Genomic DNA, 18,221 nt, shown 5'->3' on the forward strand with positions numbered 1-18,221 from the left:
GTCGGGAAATGTAAGGGCTGCCGACGGCGGAATCAGCGTTCCGTGGCCAGCGGCCTTTCCGGAGTGTGCAGCCGCGTCATGACCCGGGCCATTGTTGCAGGGATTCTGTGCGCAGTGGCCCGCGAGACGACCACCATCACGGCGAAGGCCGTGGGCACGGTCCACGCCGCCGGCTGCGCCAGCCAGGGCGCGAGGTTCGCAGCTCCCGCCAGGGCACCGGCAATCATCGCCCCGCCGCACAGAAGCCCGCCCGTCACCATCCCGGCGATCGCGCCGGCGTCGGTAAGACCCCGCCACCAGATCCCCAGCAGGAGCACCGGGCACACCGTGGAGGCGGTGAACGCAAACACCAGGCCCACGCTGCCGGCCAGGGCCATCGAATCGGTCATAAAGGCGAAGCCCAGCGGCACGACGGCGGAGACCACCGCCGCGAGCCGGAAGCCGCCTACTTCGCCGCCCAGGACGTCCTGGCTGATGACGCCGGCCAGCGAGACCACCAGGCCGGAGGTAGTGGACAGGAAGGCGGCAAAAGCGCCTGCCACCACAAGGGCCGAGAGCAGGTCTCCGGCGGTGCCGCCCACCAGTTCGCCTGGCAGGAGCAGGACCAGGGCGTCGGCCTGGTTGGTGCGGGCCAGGCCGGGGGCAAACATCCTGGCCACCAGCCCGTACGCGGTGGGAAACAGGTAGAACACGGACAACAGGCCAAGGACGATCACGGTGGTGCGCCGGGCCGACTGCCCGTCCGGGTTCGTGTAGAAGCGGACCAGGACGTGCGGCAAACCCAGGGTGCCGAAGAGCAGGGCCACCAGCAGCGACACGTTCTGGTACGCCCCCGAAGAGGCCAGCCCGGTGGGGTTCACGGCAGGAGCTGACAGTGCCGGTGTTCCCGTACCGGCCAGCACAAAAATAATGAACAGGATGGGGACGGCCAGGGCCGTGAGCTTGAGCCAGTACTGGAAAGCCTGCACAAAGGTGATGGAACGCATGCCGCCTGCCACCACCGTCAGGCACACCACGATCACCACCGCCACCGATCCCACCCAGGAGGGCAAGCCGGTGGTGATGCGGATGGTCAGGGCGGCGCCATGGAGCTGCGGCACAATGTAGAGCCAGCCCACTACTACCACCACGAGGCTGGTGACTTTCCGGACAACCCGTGAGTCCAGCCTGGCTTCGGTGAAGTCGGGAATGGTGTACGCCCCGGACCGGCGCAGCGGGGCAGCAACAAACAGCAGCAGCATCAGGTATCCGGCGGTGTAGCCCACGGGAAACCACAATGCGTCCGTTCCGGAGAGCAGGATGAGCCCGGCAACGCCCAGGAAGCTTGCGGCGGAGAGGTATTCGCCGCCGATCGCCGAGGCATTCCACCAGGGCCGGACGGTCCGGGAAGCGACGTAGAAATCACCTGTGGTGCGGGAGATCCGCAGGCCGTAGAAGCCAATCACCGCCGTGGCCACGGAGACCACTGCGAGCGCGGCGATGGCGACGCCTGGATTCATGCTGCCGTCACTGGTCCCTGCTCGACGGTGCCCTGCCCGGGTTCACTGCGGATTGCCGGGTTCCCTTTCACTGGTCACCGGCCAGGTCCCGGTAGCGTGCTTCGTTGCGGGCTGCGGTGCGGACGTAGAACCAGGCACTCAGCCCGATCAGCGGATAGATGCCCGCCCCGAGGAGAAGCCAATTAAAGGGGATCCCCACGATGCGGGTCTCCGACAAGCCCGGTACCACGGCGAGCAGCAGCGGGAAGGCGGCGAGGATCAGCAGGAACCCGCCGGCCACCACCAGGGCAAGCCGCAGCTGGGAGCGGATCAGGGACCTGACGAACACCTGCCCCACCTCGGAGGCCTGCGCCGCTTCCCGGCTTTCCACCGCAGGGAGTGCCGCTGAGCGCGGAGCCGTCACACGGACCCTGGTCATGCGTGCGGCCTGATCCGGGTGGCGCCCAGCTTCTCCCGGACGGTCGGCAGGTGGCGGCGGCTGATGGGCAGTCCGGCCCCGGCGACGGTGACGCTGGGCCCGTCCGCTGCCAGCTTCATGGAGGTCACATGCTTCAGGGCGACGAGGTAGGAGCGGTGGGTCCGGATGAACCCGGCGTCCGCCCACTGCTGTTCAAGATCGGCCAGCGGAACCCTGATCAGGTAGCTCGCGTCAGCGGTGTGAAGCCGCGCATAATCACCCTGCGCCTGGACGTACGTGACATCATCACGGCGGATCATCCTGGTGGTCCCGCCCTGGTCCACCGTGATCATCTCCGGTGCGGCACCGCCGTCGCGCAGTTCACTGATGCGGCCCACTGACCGTGCCAGCCGTTCGGCACGGACCGGCTTGAGCAGGTAGTCCACGGCGGCGAGTTCGAAGGCCTTCAGCGCATGGTCCTCGTCCGCGGTGACAAACACCACCGCCGGGGGATTCCTGCTTCCGCTGATGGCGCGGGCAATATCCAGGCCGGACACGGCCGGCATGTGGATGTCCAGGAAAACAGCGTCAATCTGGCCCGTGGCCAGCGCCCGGAGGGCCTCGCTGCCGGAGGTGGCCCGCTGGACGGTGCCGATACGGTCGTCGCGGCCCAGCAGGAACGCCAGTTCCTCGACGGCGGGCAGCTCATCATCGACGACGAGGACGTTAATCATCTTCCTAGATTAGCTTTCCGCGGCCCCACCGGTTGATTCAGGCATCGTGGCCGGGCTGGGACTTGGGCACGCGCATGGTGATCATCGTTCCCTCTCCGGGCGCCGTCTCGATGACCAGCCCGTGGTCGTTGCCGTAGACCTGGCGGAGGCGGGCATCCACGTTCCGCAGCCCTACATGGACACCATCGGTATGGCCGGCCAGGGTGGACTGCAGCTGGGCAGGATCCATGCCCACGCCGTCGTCCTCGATGGTCACTTCGGCGTACGCTCCGGCGTCGTTGGCGGTGATGCTGATGTGCCCCGGACCCTCTTTGGCCTCCAGCCCGTGCCGCACCGCGTTCTCCACGAGCGGCTGCAGGCTGAGGAAGGGGATGACCGTGCTCAGGACTTCGGGCGCCACCCGCAGGCTGACCTGCACACGCTCGCCGAACCGGGCACGCTCCAGGAGCAGGTACCGGTCGATGCAGCGAAGTTCCTCAGCGAGGGTGGTGAAGTCGCCGTGGCGCCGGAAGGAGTAGCGGGTGAAATCGGCGAACTCCACCACCAGTTCCCGGGCGCGGGCGGGGTCGGTGTTGATGAAGGATGCGATGGCGTTCAATGAGTTGTAGATGAAGTGGGGACTGATCTGCGCACGCAGGGCCCGGACCTCGGCCTCCATGAGCAGGGTGCGGGATGCGTCCAGCTCGGCCAGCTCCACCTGGACGGCCACCCAGTCCGCCACCTCGCTGGTGGCCCGGACCAGTCCAGCACCCGCCGACGGCGCAAAAGCCGCCACCGCCCCCACCACGCCAGTTCCCGCACGCACCGGCGCAATCACCGCAGCAAGTGGCCCACCCGTCCCCTCAGTCGGTGCGCCGTCCGCCGACGTCGGGCTCCCGGCGGGCAACACCACTGTCCGGCCGCCGGCAAGCACCCCTTCCGCGAGGCGCATCACGTGCGGCTTCAGTTCCTCGGCTGCGCCATCCCATGCCAGGACCCCGGTGGTGTCAGTGATGGCCAGGGCCTCGCAGCCCAGCAGCGTCCGCAGGTGCCGGCTGGCTTTGGCCGCGCCGGCCGGGTTCAGGCCGCGGCGCAGGTGCTGCCCCGCCTGCGATGCCGCATGCAGGGTGTGGTAGGTGGCGCGCTCCGCATCGGTGCCCAGGTCCCGGAAGGAGCGGAGCACCTTGAGCCCCACGCCGACGACGACGGCCACGGCCATGGCGATGACCGCCACCGCCGCGGCGGTCAGAAGGGGGGAGTCCAGCATGGTGCCCAGCGTAGCGGCGGGTGCCGTTTGGCGCAGCATCCCGACCGTTGAGCGACGCCGGCGGGGCCAGGTATGGAATCTGGGGCATCCCGGAAAGCAAAGTGATTGCAGTCACACTTGTGGTTTCCCTGTCCGGGATGGGGTGTGTCAAGGCAAGTCTCAATGAGGAGGAACGATGGGAAACGAGGCCCACACTCCGGACGCAGCGGCGTCCGTGGACTTTGAACAGGTCCAGTCGACCGGGCAGTTCCAGGAACTGCGCAAGCGTCACCGCAGCTTTGTCTTCCCCATGGCAGTGGCATTCCTGCTGTGGTATTTCGCCTACGTCCTGCTGGCGGACTACGCCGTGGGCTTTATGTCCACCAAAGTCTGGGGCAACATCAACATCGGCCTGATCTTCGGCCTGCTCCAGTTCGTCTCCACGTTTGCGATCACCGGCTGGTATGTCCACTACTCCAACAAGCGCCTTGACCCCATCGCCAAGGAGATCCGGGACGAAATCGAGGGGCACGAATTCGATAAGCACGGCAAGCGAGTGGGCGGAGCGAACAAATGATCAACGTACTTGCAGCGGTTGATGTCGCCGCACTGAAGGACACCACCCTGCTGAACATGGGCATTTTCGGCCTGTTCGTCGCCGTGACCATGGTGATTGTGTTCCGCGCCAGCCGCAACAACAAGACGGCCGCCGACTACTATGCGGCCGGCCGCTCCTTCACCGGCTCCCAGAACGGAACCGCCATCGCGGGCGACTACCTCTCGGCCGCCTCGTTCCTGGGCATCACCGGCGCCATCGCCATCAACGGCTACGACGGTTTTATGTACTCCATCGGCTTCCTGGTGGCCTGGCTGGTGGCGCTGCTGCTGGTTGCCGAACTCCTGCGAAACACGGGCAAGTTCACCATGGCGGACGTCCTGTCCTTCCGGCTCAGGCAGCGGCCGGTCCGCATCGCCGCCGCCATCTCCACCCTCGCCGTCTGCTTCTTCTACCTGCTGGCCCAGATGGCCGGCGCCGGAAGCCTGATCTCCCTGCTCCTGGGTATCAGCGACTGGGGCGGACAGGCGCTGGTGATCATCGTCGTCGGCGCCCTGATGATCATGTACGTACTCATCGGCGGCATGAAGGGCACCACGTGGGTGCAGATCATCAAAGCCATCCTGCTGATCGCGGGCGCCGCGGTGATGACCTTCTGGGTCCTGGCCATCTATGGCTTCAACCTCTCCGCCCTGCTGGGTGGTGCGGTGGAGACGGCCAACAACCCGGCCGTCCTGAATCCCGGACTGCAGTACGGCAAGACCGAGACGTCCAAGCTGGACTTTATGTCCCTGGGCCTGGCGCTGGTCCTGGGCACTGCTGCCCTGCCGCACGTGCTGATGCGCTTCTACACGGTCCCCACCGCCAAGGAAGCCCGCAAGTCCGTCGTGTGGTCCATCTGGCTGATCGGGCTCTTCTACCTCTTCACCCTGGTGCTCGGTTACGGTGCGGCCGCGCTGGTGGGTGCGGACACCATCAAGACCGCGCCGGGCGGCGTGAACGCTGCGGCACCCCTGCTGGCCTTCCATCTGGGCGGCCCGTTGCTGCTGGGCTTCATTTCGGCGGTGGCCTTCGCCACCATCCTCGCCGTTGTGGCCGGCCTGACCATCACCGCCGCGGCGTCCTTCGCGCATGACATCTACGCCAACGTCATCGCCAAGGGCAAGGCCGACGCCGACACTGAGGTCCGGGTGGCCCGGCGCACCGTGGTGGTCATCGGCATCCTTGCCATCCTGGGCGGCATCCTCGCCAACGGGCAGAATGTGGCGTTCCTGGTGGCCCTGGCGTTCGCCGTTGCTGCTTCGGCCAACCTGCCCACCATCATCTACTCACTGTTCTGGCGGAGGTTCACCACCCAGGGTGCGGTGTGGAGCATGTATGGCGGGCTGGGTGCGGCGATTGTGCTGATCATTTTCTCGCCGGTGGTTTCCGGCGGGGCGACGTCCATGATCAAGGACGCCCACTTCGCCCTGTTCCCGCTGAGCAACCCGGGCATTGTGTCCATCCCGCTGGCATTCCTGCTCGGCTGGCTCGGAACCGTCCTGGACAAGAAGCGCGAAGACACTGCCAAGCAGGCCGAGATGGAGGTCCGGTCCCTCACCGGTGTGGGTGCCGAGAAGGCGGTCAACCACTGATCCCGGGACGCTCCGGTCTCCGGACCTGACCCCTCCTCACGGGCAACAAAAGAGCCTCCGCGCTACCTGGCGCGGAGGCTCTTTTGTGTTCCTGGTCCTGGCTGGGGGCTAGGCCTTGGGCCGGAGTTTGATGTTGGTCATCTTCAGCTGGTCCGTGCCTTCGAACCGGTAGGCAAGATCCACTTCCTTGCCGTCACAGGTGATGACGCCGGCCACGTCCGCCGCCTTGACACCGTTCTCGGTGCTGACCTTCAGGTCGTTGTAGGACGGCCTGCAGGAGCCGTCCATGTCCAGGCTTTCGACGCCGGTGATGAAGGCTTCCTTGGACAGCTGTTCCTGCAGGGCGGGGTCGAGATAATCGTCATAGGCTTTGGAATTTTCGCCTTCGATGACGAGTTTGGTGAAACCGTCGGCAAGGCCCCGTGCGTGGTTGGTGGCGCTGCCCACCACATTCACCAGGATAACGATCCCCAGGATCACGAGCAGCAGGACGCCACCGATGCTGCCGAGGATGACCCAAAGCTTCCGCCTGCCCTTGGCCGGAGGCTGCTGGCCCGGCAGGCCGAACGGAGTGGCTTCAGGGTATCCGGCGGCGGAATTGCGGTAAGCACCGGCGGGGGCCTCGTCAGCACTGGAGGGGGTCCCGTAGGCCTGTCCGCTGCGCACCGGCGACTGCTGTGCGGGTACAGGCTGCTGCTGCGGCGCGAACCCGGGTTCTCCCGGCTGGTACGGTTCCTGAGGATTGCCCAAGATAAGGCCTTTCCGGCGGGGTGCAAAACATCGCCTGGTCGCGGGGCCACTGAACGGCACCCGTGGATAACTCGCAACAGCCTATAGCGGGCGGGCGTAGCGTCGTACTTTATGGCGGGGCATCCCTAGCCGACGTGAGTGCGTGCCGGACGCCCGTCCCTGCCCGTCCCTGGCGGCAGGGGCCTGCTTCGGCAACAGCGGGTGGGCTGCTAAGCGCCCTGCGAACCCCGCTCGAGCAGGGGCTGGACCCGGAACGGGATGAGTTCCCCCATGGCCAGGGCCGTGTCCGTGCGGTCCACGCCGTCGCAGGCGAGGATCTTTCCGTTAATCCTGAAAAGGTCCTCCGCGTCCAGCGCCACCACACGAAGCAGCAGGTCGGCGGAGCCCGTGAGGCCGTAGCCTTCCAGGATTTCCGGCACGTCGGCCAGGTCCTTCGCCAGCTGCGCCAGCTTTTGCTGCTGGACATGGACAGAAATAAACGCCATCAGCGGGTAGCCCAGGGACGCAGGATTGATCCGGCGTTCGAAGGACAGGAACACGTGCTTTTTCTCCAGCTGGGCCATCCGGGCCTGCACCGTGTTCCTGGACAGTCCCAGCTTCTGGGCAAGGGCCACAACCGTCCGCCGCGGGTCCTGGGCCAGGGCCGAGAGCAGCCGGGTATCAGTGCCATCCAAAGCTTGCATAATGCGCAACGTTAGCACCGTCCCGAGCGTCCAGACAGAGCATTCTGCTCAGCGACGGGCGCGGTGGTTGTACCCAATGAGCATTGTGAGTAGGGTCACAATTATCCGGGGCAACGGCGCCCGGAAGGCCGGCGGCGGCGGGACCACAAGTCCATCGAATCCGCAGGTCAACGACGTGAGAGGTTGCGGCTATCGTGTCTACAGACGGAATGGGCCAACGCAGCGCAAGTGCCCCCATCGCTGCTGATTTCACCGGCGCGGGCGGTCGCGCTGAAGCCCCCGGGCGGGCAGGCGGACTCGTCCAGCTGATCACCCCTTCCGGGGAACGGGTCAGCCACCCGGAATTCGATCCCTGGTTGCAGGACATCACCGACGACCACCTGTGCTCGCTCTTCGAGGACATGACCGTCATCCGGCGCATCGACGTCGAAGCCACAGCCCTGCAGCGGCAGGGTGAGCTTGCCTTGTGGCCCCCGCTGCTGGGCCAGGAAGCCGCTCAGATCGGCTCCGGACGGGCCCTTCGCGAGGACGACTTTGTGTTCTCCAGCTACCGTGAAAACGGCGTTGCCTACTGCCGGGGCGTAGACCTCACTGACATCGTGAGGGTGTGGCGCGGAAACGCCTCCTCCGGCTGGGATCCGTACTCCATCAACATGGCCACGCCGCAGATCATCATCGGTGCCCAGACCCTCCACGCCACCGGCTATGCCATGGGAATCCAGAACGATGGCGCGGATTCAGCCGCCGTCACCTACTTCGGCGACGGCGCCACCAGCGAAGGCGACGTCAACGAGGCGATGGTTTTTGCCGCGAGCTTCCAGGTGCCGGTGGTGTTTTTCTGCACCAACAATCACTGGGCCATTTCCGAACCGGTCCGGCTTCAGTCGCACATCCAGCTGGCGGACAGGGCCGCAGGCTTCGGCATCCCCAGCCTCCGGGTGGACGGCAACGACGTCCTGGCCGTGATGGCCGCCACCAGGGTTGCGCTGGACCGCGCCCGGCGCGGCGGCGGTCCCACCTTCATCGAGGCAGTCAGCTACCGGATGGGTCCGCACACCACAGCGGACGACCCCACCCGCTACCGCGATGCCAACGAACTGGAGGACTGGGCGGCAAAGGATCCGATCAGCCGTGTTGCGGCGCTCCTGGACCGCAAAGGCCTGCTCACGGCAGAACTGCAGCAGCAGGTCCGGGACAAGGCCGACGCCGTGGCCCGGGAAATGCGCACGGGCTGCACCACCATGCCGGACCCGCAGCCGCTGGACGTGTTCAAACACGTTTACAGCACGCCCAACTCCTGGCTGGACCGGCAGCAGGACCATTACGCCCGTTACCTGGCTTCTTTCGGTGATCCCGCTGAAGCCGTGTCAGAAGAAGGTGCACGCTGATGACCCAGATGACCTTTGCCCGCGCCATTAACGCCGGCCTGCGCAAGTCTTTGGAAAACGATCCCAAAGTGGTCCTCCTCGGCGAGGACATCGGCGCACTGGGCGGTGTGTTCAGGGTCACCGACGGGCTGCAGAAGGATTTCGGCACGCACCGTGTTGTGGACACGCCCCTGGCTGAATCGGCCATTGTGGGGACGGCCGTGGGGCTGGCCTACCGCGGCTACCGTCCCGTGGTGGAGATCCAGTTCGATGGCTTTATCTACCCTGCGTTTGACCAGATCGTCAGCCAGGTGGCCAAGCTGCACTACCGCACCCGGGGCGCCGTCAAGATGCCCATCACCATCAGGGTTCCGTTCGGCGGCGGGATCGGCTCCCCGGAGCACCACTCCGAGTCGCCGGAAGCCTACTTCACCCACACGTCCGGGCTGCGAGTGGTGACCGTGTCCAACCCGCAGGACGCCCACACAGTGATCCAGCAGGCCATCTCCTGCGACGACCCCGTGCTGTACTTCGAGCCCAAGCGCCGCTACCACGATAAGGGTGAGGTGGACGAGGCGCTTGATCCGCGGACAGCTGTTCCGATGGACCAGGCCCGGGTTGTCACAGACGGCACCGACGTTACCCTGGTGGCCTACGGCCCGCTGGTCAAGACTGCCCGTGACGCCGCTACGGCCGCTGCCGATGAAGGGATTTCCATCGAGGTCATCGACCTGCGCTCGCTGGCCCCGGTGGACTACGGCACCGTTGTTGCCTCGGTCCGCAAGACCGGCCGCCTGGTGGTGACGCATGAAGCGGGCCAGTCGGGCGGCGTCGGTGCGGAGGTGGCAGCCAGCATCACCGAACGCTGCTTCTACTACCTGGAAGCGGCGCCGGTGCGGGTCACCGGCTTCGACATCCCGTACCCGTACTCCAAGCTGGAAATGCACCACCTGCCGGGCCTGGACCGGATCCTCGATGGGGTGGACCGTGCCCTGGGCCGGCCGAATTCCCTCAGCGGGCTGGAAGGATGAGCGGCATCATGATCAAGGAATTCCGGCTCCCGGACCTGGGCGAGGGACTTACCGAATCGGAAATCCTCAGCTGGAAAGTCGGCGTGGGGGATACCGTGAGCCTGAACCAGGTGATCGCCGAGGTGGAAACTGCCAAGGCCGTGGTGGAGCTTCCGTCCCCTTTTGCCGGCGTCATCAAGGAACTGTACGAGCAGCCCGGCACCATCGTGGAAGTGGGCAAGCCTATCGTGTCGTTTGAAGTGGCCGACGACGCCGGGACCTCCTCCTCAGCGCCCTTCACCGCCGTGTCGTCCCCCGCGACGTCCCCCGCAGGGCAGAAGCCGGATCCGGAGCAGGAGCCGGCCGCGGCCAAAAGGGAACCGAACCTGGTGGGGTACGGAGCCGTCGTCGAAAGCTCGGGCCGCCCGGTGCGTCGGCCGCGCAACCTGGCCCCGGTGGTTGAGCCTGTCAAAACCGGGCCTGCAGGAACCAAGTCTTCGGTGGTTGAGCCTGTCGAAACCAAGTCTTCGGTGGTTGAGCCTGTCGAAACCGTGCCTGTCGAAACCGTGCCTGTCGAAACCGGGCATGCCGATACCCGGCCGCGTTCCACACCGCCGGTGCGGAAGTTGGCCCGCGACCTTGGTGTGGACCTGCAAGTTGTCGCCGGAACGGGACCACAGGGGCTCATCACCCGCGAGGACGTCCAGCACTTTGTGGAGGAGCAATCGGCAAACGACGGCTCCCGCGAACCGGAGCCGGCTGCCCCGGCAGCCGCCCTGTCCCAAGGGGAGCGGGAAACCCGGACGCCCATCAAGGGAGTCCGCAAGTTCACGGCGGCGGCCATGGTGGAGAGCGCCTTCACCGCGCCGCACGTCACGGAGTTCCTGACCGTGGACGTCACTCCCGCCATGGAGCTGCTGGCAAGGCTCAAAGGAAGCCGCGAGTTCACCGGCCACAAACTGACGCCGCTCACCCTCGCAGCGAAGGCCGTCCTCATCGCCCTGCGGCGAAACCCGGCGCTCAATGCGCGGTGGGAGGAGGCGAACCAGGAGATCGTGACCTTCAGCTACGTGAACCTGGGCATCGCAGCCGCCACGCCCCGGGGACTGACCGTTCCCAACATCAAGGAAGCGCATTCGCTGTCACTCCTTCAGCTGGCGGACGCGCTCACTGAATTGACGGAAACCGCGCGGGCCGGCAAAACCACACCGGCCGACCTGTCCGGCGGAACCATCTCCATCACCAACATTGGCGTTTTCGGGATTGACGCCGGCACACCCATCCTGAACCCGGGGGAGGCAGCCATCCTCGCCCTCGGAGCCGTGCGGAACATGCCATGGGAGTACCAGGGGCAAGTGGCCCTGCGCCAGGTCCTCACGCTGAGCCTGTCCTTCGACCACCGCTTGGTGGACGGGGAGCAGGGCTCGCGCTTCCTGGCGGATGTCGGTGCCATCCTGGCCGACCCGGGAATGGTCCTCGCCATGGTGTAGGGGGCTTGCAGACGAAGCCGCGGCCCTGGACCGCATAAGCGTTGCCGGTCAGCAACGCTTGAGCGGCCCAGGGCCGTCCCCGTGTAAAGGTGGTTGGGATTCCCCAAGAGGGAATCCCACGCGCGGGTGTCCTAGTCCTGCGGGGCGTCCACCAGCAGCGCGGCCAGCGCCATGTTTTCCAGGAGGGGCCGGGCGGAACGGGCGGCCATTTTGCGGCCGTGGCTGCGCACGGAGTGCGGCGTGGAGTTAATCAGCCCGAACGTGGCATGCGCCCGCATCCGGAGTTCGGCGATATCCGTGTCCGGGTGCAGCTTGGCGAGGACGTCCACCCAGACCTCGACATAGCTCAGTTGGAGTGCCCGTACTGCTGCCTGGTCCTGCTCGGAAAGGTTGCTGAAATCCCTGTCCTGGACGCGGATGACGTCCGGCTTGCCCAGGGCGAAGTCCACCTGGAATTCCACCAGGCACCGCAGGGCGGAGGCAGGGTCGGCGTTGCGGGCCGCGACCTGGCGGCCGCCGTCGAGCAGCTCCTGGCTAACGGTGACCAGAAGGTCCGCGAGGACTGCCTGTTTGCCAGGGAAGTGCCGGTAGACGGCAGGCCCGCTGACCCCGGCGGCCGCCCCCAGGTCCTCCAGGGAAACACGGTTGAACCCGTTGACCGCAAACAGCGACGCCGCAGCCGACAGCAGTGCCTGCCTGCGGCTTTCCTTCGCCTGCCCGCGCTGTGTTGATGGGGCCGATGATGGGGACGGCGTTGACGGCCCCTGTGTTGATGAACCCTGCGTTGACGGGCGGGTCCGGGCAGCGCCGGTCTGCGTGGCGTCGGTACTGCGCACATTTCCTCCTCGGATCCCGCAGATTCTAGCAAGAGCGGCTATGTGGTGGACTTCACAGTTAATCCAGACTAACCTGAATTTCAGTTATTGAGCACTAACCGAGTTGCCCAAGCAGTCCTCGGATCGGAACAGGAACGGACCGTCAATGGAGACCCTTGCCACCCGGCTCGATGAGGCTGCAGAGGCGTTTGCGGCCAACCGCGCCGCCCAGCGTGAGCTTGCCGAAGAGTTGCGGAAGAAACTCGCCGACGCCGCCCTGGGCGGACCGGAGAAATCCCGGCAGCGCCATGTGGCCCGGGGGAAGCTGTTGCCGCGTGAGCGCATCGACCAGCTGCTGGATGACGGCAGCCCGTTCCTCGAAATTGCCCCCCTCGCGGCCAACAGGATGTACAACGACGAGGCTCCCGGCGCAGGAGTGATCGCCGGGATAGGCCTGGTCCACGGCCGCCACGTGCTGGTCATCTCCAATGACGCCACGGTCAAGGGCGGAACCTACTACCCGATGACCGTCAAGAAGCACCTCCGGGCCCAGGAGATTGCGCTGGAAAACCGGCTGCCGTGCATCTACCTGGTGGACTCCGGCGGCGCCTTCCTGCCCAAACAGGATGAGGTTTTCCCGGACCGGGACCACTTCGGCCGGATCTTCTACAACCAGGCCCGGCTCTCCGCGGCCAAGATTCCGCAGATTGCCTCCGTGATGGGCTCGTGCACGGCCGGTGGCGCCTACGTTCCCGCGATGAGCGATGAAACCGTGATCGTCCGTAACCAGGGCACCATCTTCCTGGGCGGACCGCCGCTGGTGAAGGCGGCGATCGGTGAAATCGTCAGCCCCGAGGAGCTCGGTGGCGGGGACGTCCACTCCAGGATCTCCGGCGTGACGGACCACCTTGCAGAGAACGATGAACACGCCCTGCAGATCATCCGCGACATCGTGGCCACCCTGCCGCCTCCCGCGCCACCGGCGTGGGACGTGAGTGCCGCCGTCGAACCCGTCACAGAACCTGAAGGGCTTTATGGTGCCGTGCCCACGGACGTCAACGCCGCCTACGACGTCCATGAGGTCATCGCGCGGCTGGTGGACGGCAGCAGGTTCCACGAATTCAAAAAGGAGTACGGCACCACCCTGGTGACGGGTTTCGCCCGCCTGCACGGGCACCCGGTGGGCATCGTAGCCAACAACGGTGTGCTGTTCAGCGAGTCCTCGCTCAAGGGCGCGCACTTCATCGAACTGTGCGACCAGCGCGGGATCCCTCTGCTGTTCCTGCAGAATATCTCCGGTTTTATGGTGGGCAGGGACGCCGAGCAAGGCGGCATCGCCAAAAACGGCGCCAAGATGGTGACGGCCGTCGCCACCGCCCGGGTGCCTAAGCTGACAGTGGTCATCGGCGGCTCGTTCGGCGCAGGAAACTACTCCATGTGCGGCCGCGCGTACTCGCCGCGGTTCCTCTGGATGTGGCCGGCGGCGCGCATCTCGGTGATGGGCGGCAACCAGGCGTCCAGCGTCCTGGCCACCGTCAAGCGTGAGCAGTACGAGGCAGCCGGCCAGGAGTGGTCCGCCGAGGACGAGGAAGCCTTCAAGGCGCCCATCCGCCGGCAATACGAGGACCAGAGCAGCCCGTACTACTCCACCGCCCGGTTATGGGATGACGGCGTGATTGATCCCGCCGACACCCGCATGGTCCTGGGCCTGGCGCTGGACGTGGTGTCCCGAACCCCGCTGCCGGAAACCTCCTTCGGCCTCTTCAGGATGTGAGCCCCATGACCACGCCTTCCCTTGCCACCACGCCCATAGCCCGGAAACCTCTCTTCGGCACAGTCCTGGTGGCCAACCGCGGCGAGATCGCCTGCCGGGTCATCCGTACCCTTCGCGCCCTCGGCATCCGTTCGGTCGCCGTATACAGCGATGCCGACGCCGGCGCCCGGCACGTGCGCGAGGCTGACACCGCCGTTCGGATCGGCCCCGCCGCGGCAGCAGAGAGCTACCTGAAGATCGCCGCCATCCTTGAAGCCTGCCGTAAGACCGGGGCCGAAGCGGTGCACCCGGGCTACGGCTTCCTGAGCGAAAACGCCGACTTTGCCCGCGCCCTGGACCAGGCCGGCATCACGTTCATCGGCCCCGGCATCGAGGCGCTGAACATGATGGGGGACAAGATCCGCTCCAAAAACCACGTTGCCGGCTACGGTGTCCCCGTGGTTCCGGGGATAGCGAAGCCCGGCATGGCCGATGAGCAGTTGATCCAGGCCGCCGGCGCTGTCGGGTTTCCGCTCCTGATCAAGCCCTCCGCGGGCGGAGGCGGCAAGGGCATGCACGTGGTGGAACGCCCCGAGGACCTCCCGGCCACCCTGGCCACCGCCCGGCGCGTGGCGGCCAGCGCTTTCGGCGATGACACCCTTTTCCTCGAGCGCCTGGTATCCACGCCGCGGCACATCGAAGTGCAGGTGCTCGCTGACAATCATGGCAACGTCATCCACCTGGGCGAGCGTGAATGCTCCCTGCAGCGGCGGCACCAAAAAGTCATCGAGGAGGCCCCGTCGCCGTTGCTGGAAGCCCTGCCCGACGGCGGCGCCATCCGCGCCCGCATTGGCGAGGCCGCCTGCAACGCTGCGCGCAGCGTCAATTACAGTGGCGCCGGAACCGTCGAGTTCCTGGTCTCGGACGAGGCGCCGGATGAGTTCTACTTCATGGAGATGAACACCCGCCTGCAGGTGGAGCATCCGGTTACCGAGATGGTCACCGGGGTGGACTTGGTGGAGTGGCAGGTGCGGATCGCCGCCGGCGAGGAACTCACTGTCCGGCAGGCCGACGTCGAACTTAACGGACACGCCGTGGAAGCGCGCGTTTACGCCGAAGTCCCGGAGAGGAACTTCCTGCCGTCCACCGGGACAGTTCTGCTGCTGGACGAACTGCCCGCTCCCGGACAGTGGCCGGGAAGCACCCCCGGCGTGGAGACGGCTGCCGGGAAGGGCCGGATCAGGGTGGATTCCTCCCTGGCGGAGGGGCTGGAGCTGTCCTCCAGCTACGACCCCATGATGTCCAAAGTCATCGCCTGGGGTGAGGACCGGGCCGCAGCCCTGGAAACGCTGGATACTGCGCTCGCGGGCTACACGGCCCTGGGCCTGGACACCAACGTCGAATACCTGCGACTGCTGATCAACGATCCCGATGTCCGTGCCGGCCACCTGGACACCGGCCTGATCGAGCGCAAACTGCCGGATCTGGCCTTCCGCCGCGTGGGTGGCGCGGAACTGGTGGTGGCGGCGCTCTTCGCAATTGCGGCGGAGGAAACAGAGGGCGGGGAGTTACCGGCCGGCCCGTGGCACGCCCGCAACGGCTGGCGGCTGGGAGCGCCCGCGCCCCGCCGGATCAGCCTGGGAACGCCCGACGGCGGTGTGGCAACAGTGCAGGTGCTTGAATCCGCACGGCAGGGGACTGCGACCGTTGCCGTGGATGGTGGCGCGCGGCGTGAGGCCACACTGAGTTTCCCCGGTGCCGGCCAGGCTGAGATCATCCTTGACGGTGAGTCCGCAAAGTACTCGCTGGCCAGGGTGCAGCCCGGACCGCATACGCCCGGCCCTGACAACCCTCTGCCTGCCGAAATTTTCCTCGGCAACGGGGGCTGGTCCTGCCGGCTGCAAGTCCTGACCCGGGAGTCCCGGCTTGAACGGGTGCTTGCGGCCATCCAGCGGGAGGAGGGCGCCGCCGATCCAGCCGTGCGTTCGCCCATGCCGGGAACGGTGGTGTCCGTTCCGGTCAGTGACGGTGACGCCGTCACCACCGGGCAGGTACTCGTTTCGGTGGAGGCCATGAAGATGGAGCACCAGCTGCTGGCTCCGCTGGACGGAACAGTGCACCTCACCACCCGTCCCGGAGACCTCGTGAAGGCGGACCAGGTGCTGGCCACCATTCATCCGCACCCCGCTGCTGAGAGCACCAACCCCACGGACACAACAGCAAACAGAGATGCAGCCCCAGACACAGATGCAACAGGCAAAGGAGCCTAGCCATGGCAGGTTTTGAACTCAGCGAGGAATACCAGGACCTCAGCAACACCGTCCGGGAATTCGCCGACGAAGTAGTGGCCCCGGTATCGGCCAAGCACGACGAGGAGCACAGCTTCCCCTACGAGGTGGTCAAGCAGATGGCGGAGATGGGCCTGTTCGGGCTGCCCTTCCCCGAGGAATTCGGCGGGATGGGCGGGGACTACTTCGCCCTGGCCCTCGCGCTGGAGCAGCTGGGCCGCGTGGACCAGTCGGTGGCGATCACCCTCGAAGCCGGGGTGTCCCTGGGAGCCATGCCCGTCTACCGTTTCGGCACTGAGGAGCAGAAGCAGGAGTGGCTGCCCATGCTCGCGTCCGGCCAGGCGCTCGCCGGCTTTGGCCTGACCGAGCCGGAAGCAGGATCGGATGCCGGCGGCACCAAGACCCACGCCCGGCGGGAGGGCGGCGAGTGGGTGATCAACGGCAACAAGGAGTTCATCACCAACTCCGGCACGGACATCACCCGCCTGGTCACCGTCACCGCGGTCACCGGGCAGAAGGAACGCGCGGACGGCTCCATCCAGAAGGAAATCTCGACCATCCTGGTTCCCACTGACACACCCGGCTTCAAAGCCGAGAAGCCCTACAACAAGGTGGGCTGGAACGCCTCGGACACCCACCCGCTGACCCTGAAGGACGTCCGGGTACCGGAAGAAAACCTGCTGGGTGAGGAAGGCCGCGGATACGCCAACTTCCTGTCCATCCTGGACGAGGGCCGCATCGCCATCGCAGCCCTGGCCACGGGTGCGGCCCAGGGCTGCGTGGACCTCTCGGTCAAATACGCCAAGGAACGCAGCGCCTTTGGACACCAGATCGGCAAGTACCAGGCCATCTCGTTCAAGATCGCACGCATGGAGGCAAGGGCCCACACCGCCCGCCTGGCCTACTACGATGCGGCCTCCCGCATGCTTGCGGGGAAGCCGTTCAAGACCCAGGCGGCCATCGCTAAGATGGTCGCAGGCGAGGCGGCCATGGACAATGCGCGGGATGCCACCCAGGTGTTCGGCGGCTATGGCTTCATCAACGAGTTCACCGTGGCGCGCCACTACCGCGACTCCAAGATCCTTGAAGTGGGGGAGGGCACCACGGAGGTCCAGCTGATGCTGATCGCCCGCGAACTTGGTTTGTAGCCACCGGGTTTGTATGGACAGGGACTGTAGCCGGCCTGAAAGGATCACCGATGATTAACAAGGTTGTTGCCTCCGCGGAGGAAGCCGTGGCGGACATCCCGGACGGCGCTTCCCTGGCCGTGGGCGGTTTCGGTTTGTGCGGAATCCCGGTCACCCTCATTGACGCGCTGCACAAGGCCGGAACCTCGGAACTGGAAACGGTGAGCAACAACTGCGGCGTGGACGACTGGGGCCTGGGCATCCTGCTGCGCGACGGCCGGATCCGCCGCACCATCAGCTCCTATGTGGGCGAGAACAAGGAGTTCGCCCGGCAATACCTCGCCGGCGAACTCGAGGTGGTTCTGACGCCGCAGGGAACGCTGGCCGAAAAACTCCGCGCCGGCGGCGCCGGCATACCGGCTTTCTACACCAAAGCCGGGGTGGGCACCCAGGTGTCCGAGGGCGGCCTGCCGCAAAAGTACGACGCCGAAGGCCGGGTAGCGATCGCGTCCGCACCAAAGGAGGTGCGCTCCTTCGCCGGGGTTGACTACGTGCTGGAAGAGGCGCTGGCGCCGGACTTCGGGCTGGTCCATGCATGGAAGGGCGACCGGCACGGAAACCTGGTGTTCCATGCCACGGCCATGAACTTCAACCCGCTCTGTGCGATGGCCGGCCGTATCACCATTGCCGAGGTGGAGGAACTCGTGGAGCCGGGCGAGCTGGATCCCGAACACATCCACACCCCCGGAATCTTCGTCCAGCGGGTAGTCCTGGCCGCGAATGCCGAGAAGCGCATCGAGAAACGGACAGTTGCCCTGGCTCCGCCGGCCGGGAACGGCAGCCACGCCCACGTGTCCACCCGGAACAGCAGCAACCCGCAGGCAGGAGCGTAG

At 66.2% G+C, this 18,221-nt stretch carries 16 protein-coding genes; 9 read left to right on the forward strand and 7 right to left on the reverse strand.

Going from position 1 to position 18,221, the window contains the following annotated elements:
* Positions 1 to 32: 32 nt before the first annotated feature.
* The 4 genes from FNL14_RS18330 to FNL14_RS18345 form a co-directional block, all read right to left on the reverse strand.
* The gene (locus tag FNL14_RS18330) at positions 33 to 1,499 is read right to left on the reverse strand and encodes a cation acetate symporter (protein ID WP_091418219.1); all 1,467 of its coding nucleotides are present in this window, start codon (positions 1,497 to 1,499) and stop codon (positions 33 to 35) included.
* A 67-nt stretch (positions 1,500 to 1,566) separates the two neighbouring features.
* Complete coding sequence (locus tag FNL14_RS18335) at positions 1,567 to 1,917, reverse strand: DUF485 domain-containing protein (protein WP_091418217.1); 351 nt, start codon at positions 1,915 to 1,917, stop codon at positions 1,567 to 1,569.
* On the reverse strand, positions 1,914 to 2,630 hold the full coding sequence (locus tag FNL14_RS18340; protein ID WP_142062941.1) for a LytTR family DNA-binding domain-containing protein: 717 nt from the start codon (positions 2,628 to 2,630) through the stop codon (positions 1,914 to 1,916). The genes FNL14_RS18335 and FNL14_RS18340 overlap by 4 nt, the downstream gene beginning before the upstream one ends.
* 37 nt (positions 2,631 to 2,667) lie before the next feature.
* Positions 2,668 to 3,876: a sensor histidine kinase gene (locus FNL14_RS18345; RefSeq protein WP_091418513.1), complete on the reverse strand. Its 1,209-nt coding sequence runs from the start codon at positions 3,874 to 3,876 to the stop codon at positions 2,668 to 2,670.
* Between the two features lie 175 nt (positions 3,877 to 4,051).
* Between FNL14_RS18345 and FNL14_RS18350 the strand changes: the two genes are divergently transcribed.
* Complete coding sequence (locus FNL14_RS18350) at positions 4,052 to 4,432, forward strand: DUF485 domain-containing protein (RefSeq protein ID WP_142062944.1); 381 nt, start codon at positions 4,052 to 4,054, stop codon at positions 4,430 to 4,432.
* Entirely contained in the window at positions 4,429 to 6,045 is a 1,617-nt protein-coding gene (locus FNL14_RS18355) for a cation acetate symporter (RefSeq protein WP_091418212.1), read from the forward strand. The genes FNL14_RS18350 and FNL14_RS18355 overlap by 4 nt, the downstream gene beginning before the upstream one ends.
* 108 nt (positions 6,046 to 6,153) lie before the next feature.
* Here the strand turns inward: FNL14_RS18355 and FNL14_RS18360 are convergent, their stop codons facing one another.
* Together FNL14_RS18360 and FNL14_RS18365 are read right to left on the reverse strand one after the other, a co-directional pair.
* Positions 6,154 to 6,795 carry a hypothetical protein gene (locus FNL14_RS18360; protein ID WP_255470911.1) on the reverse strand — a complete coding sequence of 214 codons (642 nt, stop codon included), beginning with the start codon at positions 6,793 to 6,795 and terminating at the stop codon, positions 6,154 to 6,156.
* Positions 6,796 to 7,004: 209 nt separating this feature from the next.
* A complete protein-coding gene (locus FNL14_RS18365; RefSeq protein WP_091418192.1) occupies positions 7,005 to 7,478 on the reverse strand; it encodes an Lrp/AsnC family transcriptional regulator in 474 nt (157 codons plus the stop codon).
* Between the two features lie 236 nt (positions 7,479 to 7,714).
* Here FNL14_RS18365 and pdhA point away from each other — a divergent pair, with 236 nt between their 5' ends.
* From pdhA to FNL14_RS18380, 3 genes are read left to right on the forward strand one after another with little or no spacing between them, the layout of a single operon-like run.
* Positions 7,715 to 8,866: a pyruvate dehydrogenase (acetyl-transferring) E1 component subunit alpha gene (pdhA, locus tag FNL14_RS18370; protein WP_370455882.1), complete on the forward strand. Its 1,152-nt coding sequence runs from the start codon at positions 7,715 to 7,717 to the stop codon at positions 8,864 to 8,866.
* Entirely contained in the window at positions 8,866 to 9,876 is a 1,011-nt protein-coding gene (locus FNL14_RS18375) for an alpha-ketoacid dehydrogenase subunit beta (protein WP_142062950.1), read from the forward strand. Before pdhA ends, FNL14_RS18375 begins: the two co-directional genes overlap by 1 nt.
* Before the next feature lie 8 nt (positions 9,877 to 9,884).
* Positions 9,885 to 11,345 (forward strand): dihydrolipoamide acetyltransferase family protein, encoded by a 1,461-nt coding sequence (locus tag FNL14_RS18380; RefSeq protein WP_142062953.1) that lies wholly within the window; start codon positions 9,885 to 9,887, stop codon positions 11,343 to 11,345.
* Positions 11,346 to 11,476: 131 nt separating this feature from the next.
* Here the strand turns inward: FNL14_RS18380 and FNL14_RS18385 are convergent, their stop codons facing one another.
* Entirely contained in the window at positions 11,477 to 12,181 is a 705-nt protein-coding gene (locus FNL14_RS18385; RefSeq protein WP_142062956.1) for a TetR/AcrR family transcriptional regulator, read from the reverse strand.
* Positions 12,182 to 12,326: 145 nt separating this feature from the next.
* On the opposite strand from FNL14_RS18385, the gene FNL14_RS18390 reads away from it, so the two are divergent.
* From FNL14_RS18390 to FNL14_RS18405, 4 genes are read left to right on the forward strand one after another with little or no spacing between them, the layout of a single operon-like run.
* On the forward strand, positions 12,327 to 13,934 hold the full coding sequence (locus tag FNL14_RS18390) for a carboxyl transferase domain-containing protein (RefSeq protein ID WP_142062959.1): 1,608 nt from the start codon (positions 12,327 to 12,329) through the stop codon (positions 13,932 to 13,934).
* 5 nt (positions 13,935 to 13,939) lie between these two features.
* On the forward strand, positions 13,940 to 16,183 hold the full coding sequence (locus FNL14_RS18395; protein WP_142062961.1) for a biotin carboxylase N-terminal domain-containing protein: 2,244 nt from the start codon (positions 13,940 to 13,942) through the stop codon (positions 16,181 to 16,183).
* A gap of 2 nt (positions 16,184 to 16,185) precedes the next feature.
* Positions 16,186 to 17,349 carry an acyl-CoA dehydrogenase family protein gene (locus tag FNL14_RS18400; protein WP_142062963.1) on the forward strand — a complete coding sequence of 388 codons (1,164 nt, stop codon included), beginning with the start codon at positions 16,186 to 16,188 and terminating at the stop codon, positions 17,347 to 17,349.
* A gap of 50 nt (positions 17,350 to 17,399) precedes the next feature.
* On the forward strand, positions 17,400 to 18,221 hold the full coding sequence (locus FNL14_RS18405; RefSeq protein ID WP_142062965.1) for a CoA transferase subunit A: 822 nt from the start codon (positions 17,400 to 17,402) through the stop codon (positions 18,219 to 18,221).

Source organism: Pseudarthrobacter sp. B4EP4b (assembly GCF_006680095.1).
Classification (GTDB): domain Bacteria; phylum Actinomycetota; class Actinomycetes; order Actinomycetales; family Micrococcaceae; genus Arthrobacter.

Bases quoted from the DNA above. Each gene is read 5' to 3' on its own strand.
- FNL14_RS18330 (WP_091418219.1), bottom strand. From the start codon at position 1,499: ATGAATCCAGGCGTCGCCATCGCCGCGCTCGCAGTGGTCTCCGTGGCC.
- FNL14_RS18335 (WP_091418217.1), bottom strand. From the start codon at position 1,917: ATGACCAGGGTCCGTGTGACGGCTCCGCGCTCAGCGGCACTCCCTGCG.
- FNL14_RS18340 (WP_142062941.1), bottom strand. From the start codon at position 2,630: ATGATTAACGTCCTCGTCGTCGATGATGAGCTGCCCGCCGTCGAGGAA.
- FNL14_RS18345 (WP_091418513.1), bottom strand. From the start codon at position 3,876: ATGCTGGACTCCCCCCTTCTGACCGCCGCGGCGGTGGCGGTCATCGCC.
- FNL14_RS18350 (WP_142062944.1), top strand. From the start codon at position 4,052: ATGGGAAACGAGGCCCACACTCCGGACGCAGCGGCGTCCGTGGACTTT.
- FNL14_RS18355 (WP_091418212.1), top strand. From the start codon at position 4,429: ATGATCAACGTACTTGCAGCGGTTGATGTCGCCGCACTGAAGGACACC.
- FNL14_RS18365 (WP_091418192.1), bottom strand. From the start codon at position 7,478: ATGCAAGCTTTGGATGGCACTGATACCCGGCTGCTCTCGGCCCTGGCC.
- FNL14_RS18375 (WP_142062950.1), top strand. From the start codon at position 8,866: ATGACCCAGATGACCTTTGCCCGCGCCATTAACGCCGGCCTGCGCAAG.
- FNL14_RS18380 (WP_142062953.1), top strand. From the start codon at position 9,885: ATGATCAAGGAATTCCGGCTCCCGGACCTGGGCGAGGGACTTACCGAA.
- FNL14_RS18390 (WP_142062959.1), top strand. From the start codon at position 12,327: ATGGAGACCCTTGCCACCCGGCTCGATGAGGCTGCAGAGGCGTTTGCG.
- FNL14_RS18395 (WP_142062961.1), top strand. From the start codon at position 13,940: ATGACCACGCCTTCCCTTGCCACCACGCCCATAGCCCGGAAACCTCTC.
- FNL14_RS18400 (WP_142062963.1), top strand. From the start codon at position 16,186: ATGGCAGGTTTTGAACTCAGCGAGGAATACCAGGACCTCAGCAACACC.
- FNL14_RS18405 (WP_142062965.1), top strand. From the start codon at position 17,400: ATGATTAACAAGGTTGTTGCCTCCGCGGAGGAAGCCGTGGCGGACATC.